This is a genomic window from Gelidibacter sp. (genome assembly GCF_035577925.1).
Lineage (GTDB): Bacteria > Bacteroidota > Bacteroidia > Flavobacteriales > Flavobacteriaceae > Gelidibacter.
The window spans coordinates 1-7345 of sequence record NZ_DATJCY010000156.1 but is presented as its reverse complement, the minus strand read 5'-3'; the positions used below and the strand labels follow the sequence as shown (position 1 = coordinate 7345).

Sequence of the window (7345 nt, the reverse complement as noted above, 5' to 3'; positions counted from 1 at the left end):
AAAGCCATACTAAAGCAAATTTGCAAGATGTCTGACAGATTGGTTGTCATGAGCAATAAAGCCATTCAGTTTCTTAAAGATATTTATGAAGTGCCATCCTCAAAAATTATTAAAATTGAACATGGTCTTCCCGATTTTCATTACGACAAGGAAAAAAGCAGAACAGAACTTAAACTAAATAATAAAAAATTACTGTTCACTTTTGGTTTTGTGGGTCGTAATAAAGGTATTGAAACCGTCATTAAAGCATTGCCAAAAATCATTGAAAAACATCCCGAAGTTTTTTATCTCGTTCTGGGAAAAACACATCCAAATGTGTTTAGAAGTGCTGGTGAGGAATACCGAAACTACCTTCAACTGCTCATAAAGAACCTAAAACTCAGCAACCATGTGCTTTTGCTTAATGAATTTGCAAAAGAAAAAGAACTCTTTAAATATTTAGCAGCTTGTGATATTTATATTACGCCTTATGTCAATGAAGCCCAGATCACAAGTGGCACATTAACTTATGCCATGGGTTCGGGATGCGCTGTAGTGTCCACGCCATATTGGCACGCGGCAGAATTGCTTACCGAAAATAAAGGCCGTCTTTTTGATTTTAAGGACGAGGATGGTTTGGTCAATACCTTAAATGAATTGCTCGACCAACCCGAACTGTTAAAAACAATCCAACAGAAAGCCGCAACTTATGGCAAAAACATTATCTGGCCAAAAATAGGCCAACGCTATTTTGAACTTGCTGAACATTTGGTATCTGAACCTACTAAACCGGAACCCAGTAAAGAAACCCATATCGACCTGTTATTGCTACCTCCTTTTTCATTAACACATCTTAAACGTCTTACTGACGATACAGGTATTATTCAACATGCCAAGTTTGGAATTCCAAATTTAAAAGAAGGCTATTGTTTGGACGATAATGCCAGAGCTTTATTAATGGTTTGCATGGCCTACAAACAGAAAAAAAATGCGTTCGCCCTAGAATTGATGCCGGTTTATTTGAGTTATATCCATTTTATGCAAAATGAAGATGGAACGTTCAGAAATTTTTTAGCTTTCAATAGAAGTTTTCTTGACGAAGTTGGCTCTGAAGATTCCTTTGGAAGAACCATATGGGTTTTAGGCTATCTTATTAACCATGCTCCAAATGATGCATATCGCCAAGCCGCTCTATTGATCTTTTTTAATGCCGTTCCTATTTTTATGAAAATCAAATCGATAAGAGGAATTGCCAATATTATCATCGGAATATGCTATTATCTCAAAACCTATCCATCGGACACTAACATAAAAGTAATTTTAACAAAAATAACTGATGTTCTTCTTGTCAATTTTGAACAAAATCAATCCGAAAACTGGTATTGGTTTGAATCACTTTTGGCTTATGACAACGGTATTTTACCATTGGCACTACTTCATGTTTCACAACAATTAGACAATGATAAAATAAAAGAGGTGGCTTTTGAATCCATGGATTTTTTGACAACGCACACGCTCAAAGATGGACATCTTTCGGTAATTGGCAATAGACAATGGTTTGTAAAAGATAAAGAACGTTCCATCTACGCCCAGCAACCTATTGATGCTATGGCCATGGTACTGATGTATCATCAGGCATTTGTTATTACGCAGGAAACCGAATATTTAGACAAACTTTTCACTTCATTCATGTGGTTTTTAGGTGAAAATGATCTGCGAATGAGTCTTTACGATTTTGAAACGAAAGGCTGCTGTGACGGTTTTGAAGAAGATGGCGTAAACCGAAATCAAGGTGCCGAAAGTTTATTGGCTTATCTTATTTCGCACCTTACCGTATTACAAGCTTTTGAAGAATCCTACCACTTCAACGAAGAATAAAACATATCATATCAAACTTAAAAAAAACGGCAAACTAAAAGTCTGCCGTTTTCTGCTAATTTTTCAAAGCCTCAAACAACGCCGGCATATCAACTACCGCATAAGTTGTTGAATAGTCAGAAACGGCATAAGGCAAAATGAGTTGGTTATTGTGAATGACCGAGCCACACGAATAAACCACGTTGGGCACATACCCTTCTCTTTCAATTTCAAGTGGCATGAGCAAAGGTTCTTTAAGTCGTCCAATTTCTTTGGTAGGATCGAGCAAATCGTATAATGCCGCACCAATACAATAACGGCGCATTGGTCCAACACCGTGAGTGATAATCAGCCAACCTTGCTCTGTCCAAAGTGGCGATCCGCAATTGCCTACCTTTGAAAACTCCCATGGATATTTTGGTTTTTGAAGTAGAATTGGCTCTTTCCAAAGGGTATTTCGTTCAGAAAACATGATATAATTATTAATGCCATCTATTCGCGAAAGCATGGCATATTTCCCATTGATGCGTTTTGGGAAAAGTGCCAGATTTTTACCCATTGCTCCTTTGCCATGAAAAGGCATGATCCTGAATGTACAAAAATCCTCGGTTGATAAAAATTTGGGCAAAATCACATGGCCATTGTAAGCCGTGTAGGTGGCATAGAATGTAACGCTACCATCATCATCTGTAAAATGAACAAAACGCGCATCTTCAATCCCGTTACTTTCTGATGCCGAAATAGGAAAAATCACCCGTTCACTGATATCAGTATCATGCTGAAATTCAATATCATAATACGAGTTTACCAACCATCGTATTTCTTCAAAAGAAAGTCGTTTGCCAGTACTAATTGTTTCATCATTCAATGTGCTGTCAACAATACCTTTTAAAGCGGAATATTCAAAATGTTCCGGAAGACTTTCGACAACTAAGTTCGAATATTTTTTAGGGATTTCCATCTCGTCCATTTTTTCCACAAACCGACCTTTGTGATACAATTTTTTATGTGATATTTCGGCAATATCCATAGATTTTCCGATGGCCATAAGATGCAGATCATTGTTTTTATCAAGAATACCACGTCTAAATACGATGGATGAAATATGACCTTCGCCAGTAGCCCTGAACGATAGGATGACGCGCAACTCCCCTTCTTCCAAATACGTTTGATCACTATCCGGAACGATGGAAGGATTAAAAAATGCCGTCGATTCAATAGAATATTCCATGGTAAGATAGGCTCCGATCAACAGTTTTCGAGCATTGGAGATCTTGTCAAAAACAATGGGCATTTGCTCAACCAGATGTCGTGCATTATTAAAATGCTTCTTAAAAAGTTGGGTAATATTTCGATGTCTATAAGCAAACTCACGAAGCGTTTGATCTAAAGCCGTTTGAACTTCATGTTCACTCATTGCAAAAACCAAGGCCAGCATATCTTTGGTTGCATCATCGCCGTTCATAAAATATCGGGCAATAACCCTGCTGGAATCTGGAAGAAAATTTACTTTTTTTCGTATTACAGGAACTCTCATTTTGTTAAAAATTGAGTATGTAAGTTACGAAAAACTGAGGTTTCATATTTTGTTTTAGTAAGAAATTTACAATAAAACCAGAAAAATTTAATGTCAAAAATGAAGTGTAGGTAATTCATTACAAAATATATGATGGGATTTCCTTAAATAAATTCAAAAACAAAAAACGGTTTAATAATATTAGAAAATCTGCGAATTTACCTTCTTGAATTTCGTTTCTAAAAACTTAACTTCGAAGTTTTAAAGCCCATTCGAATTTAAAATTGGAAACCTCGGCACCACTTTGATCGGTGCCAACAGAATGCATCCAAATATTTTGCGCTTCACCTGTTTCGATGGCTTTTTTAATGGCCAAATCAACAATTGGACCATCCATACAAATAAAATTAATACGTCCTGTCGCCTTTTTTGTAAACGATGACTTGTTGGAAATTACCAACATTGAAATGGGCTGAGCACTTTCTCGAATTTTTGCCATGACCAAAGCACCCGTGGACAACTCTGCTGCCATACCTTGTACAGCCCAAAACATAGAATTAAAGGGGTTTTGATTAATCCATCGGTGTTTTACACTTACCTTACACTGTGTGTCATCAATATATTTGGTACGAACCCCACACAAATACGCGGATGGCAATTTAAAACTTAAAACGGCATTGAGTTTTCTAGGAGATAGTTTCATGATAAATCATTAGTTGTAGCTAAAATATCAATTTTATTCCGAAGTTCATATTGTTAATTTTTTGTTAATTTACAGTACTATGCAATACAAGATACCTTCTTTTGGATATATATTTGCATTAGCAAGTATTATAAATCATTTTGACATGTTAGACAACCATCAAAAAAACATTGCCACATTCATTCATTTATCGACTTTTTTAAGATTTCTAATTCCTTTTGGAAATTTTATTGGGCCATTAGTACTTTGGATATTTAATAAGGAGAAATCAGAATTCGTTGATAATCACGGCAAACAAGCAATTAACTTTCAAATTAGCGTTTTTCTATATCTCGTTGTTTTGGGAGGATTGACAATTCCTGCTTTTATGTTTGGTTTCTTACAATCATTCAATTTTTTGGATTTTAATGCTTTGAACAACTTTACAATAAATTTTAATTCGCTGCATCCCATGCTGTATTTTATTGGCGGATTTGGTGTTCTGGCCATTATGGGATTTATTTTGGAATTGATTTTTATAGTGATTGCAAGTTTAAAAGCCAGAGATGGCGAACTTTATAAGTATCCTTTGACAATAAATTTTTTAAAATAATTATTTCCGAAAAAATCGTCGGACATCAATCAATCAATCAATCAATCAATCAATCAATCAAAAAACGAACAGTTAAAAATCTTAAAAATGACTTATGAAAATTGAAAACACAAAAGCACAAATGCGCAAAGGTGTTCTGGAATATTGCATTCTCTCCATTTTAAAAGATGAAGATGCGTATGTGGCCGAAATTCTGGTAACGCTAAAAGATGCTAAAATGCTGGTCGTGGAAGGCACAATTTACCCATTGCTGACCCGGCTCAAAAATGCAGGTCTTTTAGATTACCGGTGGGAAGAATCGACCTCAGGACCCCCTAGAAAATATTATAACCTCACCGACAAGGGCAAATTGTTCCTTAACGAACTGAATGTCACTTGGAATGAACTACAAAACGCAGTACACTTAGTAACCAAATCAAAAAAAACACGCGATGAATAAAACAATCAATATAAATTTAGCTGGTGTATTTTTTCACATTGATGAAGATGCCTATCTTAAGTTACAGCACTATCTTGAAGCTATAAAACACTCCTTTACAGATTCTCAAGGTCGCTTGGAAATTATTGCGGACATCGAAGCACGAATTGCCGAACTTTTTTATGAGCGCATACAAAATGACCGACAAGTTATTGGAATTAAAGAAGTTGACGAGGTCATCTCTATCATGGGACAACCTAAAGATTACTTGGTTGATGATGAAATTTTTGAAGACGAACCTCAAAGCAATTATCAAAATAAGAACAATACCACATTTTCAAAAAAACTGTTCAGGGATAAGGACAACTCCTATATAGGTGGTGTGGCTTCAGGTATTGGACATTATTTTGGCATTGACGCTATTTGGATGCGTCTACTTTGGATTTTATTAGCATTTGGTTCTGGTGGAACCTTCATTTTTATCTATTTTCTATTTTGGATTTTGGTTCCAGAAGCAGTGACCACTGCAGAAAAGTTGACAATGACCGGTGAACCGGTAAACATCAGTAACATTGAAAAAAAAATTAAGGACGGCTTTGAAAATGTTTCCCAGAACGTCTCTGATGCAGTTAAAAACATGGATCTTCCAAAACAAGGCAATCGCATCAAAAAAGGTTCAAAATCATTTTTTGACGGACTCGTCAATCTGTTCTTGTTTTTTCTGAAAATCATAGGAAAATTCATAGGTATCATTCTTATTATTATTGGTGCTTCAATGTTAATTACCCTAATAATTGCCTTGTTTTCAGTGAGTATTGCCGACATTACAAATGTTGTTCCCGGTATTGATTTTATAGAAGCTATCAATACAGCTAATATTCCAATATGGGCCATGTCTTTACTTGTATTCTTTGCTATAGGAATTCCATTCTTTTTCATCTTCTATTTGGGATTAAAAATTCTAATCAACAATTTAAAGTCCATAGGTCAGATAGCAAAGTTTTCTTTGATCGGATTATGGTTTATAACCATAATCGCACTGGTAATCATTGGAGCTAAGCAAACTAGTGCTTTTGCCGAAGATGCTATGATCCAACAAAATAACACCTTAAACATCAGGGCAAATGATACACTTTATTTAAGCATGACATATAATAATTCATATAGTAAACAATCTGGACGGCATAGAAACCAATGGAAACCTGTTTATGATCAAAACGATAAAAAATTATTGTATTTAACTGATATTAAACTCACCATAAAATCTTCAAAAGATTCTGTCACATCAATAAGCATTAACAAAAGTGCCACAGGAAACACTTATCAAAATGCAAAAAAATATGCCGATAAGATTAGCTACAATTATATTTTAAATGGAAATACATTGGAGTTGGATGCTTTTTTAACTACTGCGTTTGAAAACCGATTTAGAGAGCAACAAGTAGAAATCATACTATATCTGCCAGAAAATGTCATTTTGTATGCTGATAAAAACACCGCATCCTTCCATTCAAAATATCTTTATGTTAATGAAGCCAAAAGATTGATCAACAGTGGTGATATCCTCATTGATGGCTTGGAAGGTTATTATTTGGAAATTTCAAACAACGAAATCAGATGTTTGGATTGCCCTGAAGATTTTATAAATGACAACGACAATTCTGAAATTAATATTGAAACCAATAAAAATCCTATAGACATCGACAAAAACGATAATGCATCAGAAAATAATGCGGTTAAAGTCAATATTGATAAAGACGGCATAAAAATCACAACTGATGATAACTAACAGTTGATCTTTAGAATTTGACAATTCGGAATTTTAGTTTACACTTCTTATAGATTTTAAAAGATATTTGAAACAAAAACAACTCTTATGAGCACTTTAATCAAAATTATTGTTACCTCTATTTTAAGTTTATCACTTTCTTTATGCAATGTGGATCTAGGACTAAAAGGAAGCGGGAAGGTCGTTAGTGAAAACCTTAACATCGATCAAAGTTTTAATGAAATTGTGGTGAGCAACGGACTGGATTTTTATCTGACACAAAAACTATAACAAAAGAATCGTCGTTAAATCTGATTATTTCCAAAGTTGAAAACAATATTTTAAAGTTTACTTAGAAAAAAATTACATCTTTAGGAAAACCACAAAAGGTAAAAGACTGTATAAAAATTATAGTTTGAATTTTTATAGCTATTTTGAGATAGATTTTAGTTGGTGATAATGCAGATTAGCGATCTAAATCAAGTAATCAAAGGCTAAAAGATGCTAAAAAG

7 protein-coding genes are annotated in these 7345 nt (G+C 34.6%); 5 read left to right on the top strand and 2 right to left on the bottom strand.

Going from position 1 to position 7345, the window contains the following annotated elements:
- Positions 1-1857 (top strand): glycosyltransferase (locus VNJ50_RS05530; protein ID WP_325579826.1); only part of this gene is annotated, 1857 nt, incomplete at its 5' end.
- Between the two features lie 55 nt (positions 1858-1912).
- On the opposite strand, the gene VNJ50_RS05525 is transcribed toward VNJ50_RS05530, so the two are convergent.
- Complete coding sequence (locus VNJ50_RS05525; protein WP_325579824.1) at positions 1913-3373, bottom strand: glycoside hydrolase family 130 protein; 1461 nt, start codon at positions 3371-3373, stop codon at positions 1913-1915.
- A gap of 226 nt (positions 3374-3599) precedes the next feature.
- The gene (locus VNJ50_RS05520; RefSeq protein ID WP_325579822.1) at positions 3600-4055 is read right to left on the bottom strand and encodes a DUF4442 domain-containing protein; all 456 of its coding nucleotides are present in this window, start codon (positions 4053-4055) and stop codon (positions 3600-3602) included.
- A gap of 79 nt (positions 4056-4134) precedes the next feature.
- Here VNJ50_RS05520 and VNJ50_RS05515 point away from each other — a divergent pair, with 79 nt between their 5' ends.
- From VNJ50_RS05515 to VNJ50_RS05500, 4 genes are all read left to right on the top strand, one after another.
- A complete protein-coding gene (locus VNJ50_RS05515; RefSeq protein ID WP_325579820.1) occupies positions 4135-4647 on the top strand; it encodes a DUF4870 domain-containing protein in 513 nt (170 codons plus the stop codon).
- 94 nt (positions 4648-4741) lie between these two features.
- Entirely contained in the window at positions 4742-5086 is a 345-nt protein-coding gene (locus tag VNJ50_RS05510) for a PadR family transcriptional regulator (protein ID WP_325579818.1), read from the top strand.
- On the top strand, positions 5079-6854 hold the full coding sequence (locus tag VNJ50_RS05505) for a PspC domain-containing protein (RefSeq protein ID WP_325579816.1): 1776 nt from the start codon (positions 5079-5081) through the stop codon (positions 6852-6854). The genes VNJ50_RS05510 and VNJ50_RS05505 overlap by 8 nt, the downstream gene beginning before the upstream one ends.
- 87 nt (positions 6855-6941) lie before the next feature.
- Positions 6942-7124, top strand: a complete 183-nt coding sequence (locus VNJ50_RS05500) for a hypothetical protein (RefSeq protein ID WP_325579814.1) — start codon at positions 6942-6944, stop codon at positions 7122-7124.
- Positions 7125-7345: the final 221 nt, after the last annotated feature.

Coding starts and splice junctions, on each gene's coding strand:
- VNJ50_RS05515 (WP_325579820.1), top strand. CDS start 4,135: ATGCAATACAAGATACCTTCTTTTGGATATATATTTGCATTAGCAAGT.
- VNJ50_RS05500 (WP_325579814.1), top strand. CDS start 6,942: ATGAGCACTTTAATCAAAATTATTGTTACCTCTATTTTAAGTTTATCA.
- VNJ50_RS05520 (WP_325579822.1), bottom strand. CDS start 4,055: ATGAAACTATCTCCTAGAAAACTCAATGCCGTTTTAAGTTTTAAATTG.
- VNJ50_RS05510 (WP_325579818.1), top strand. CDS start 4,742: ATGAAAATTGAAAACACAAAAGCACAAATGCGCAAAGGTGTTCTGGAA.
- VNJ50_RS05505 (WP_325579816.1), top strand. CDS start 5,079: ATGAATAAAACAATCAATATAAATTTAGCTGGTGTATTTTTTCACATT.
- VNJ50_RS05525 (WP_325579824.1), bottom strand. CDS start 3,373: ATGAGAGTTCCTGTAATACGAAAAAAAGTAAATTTTCTTCCAGATTCC.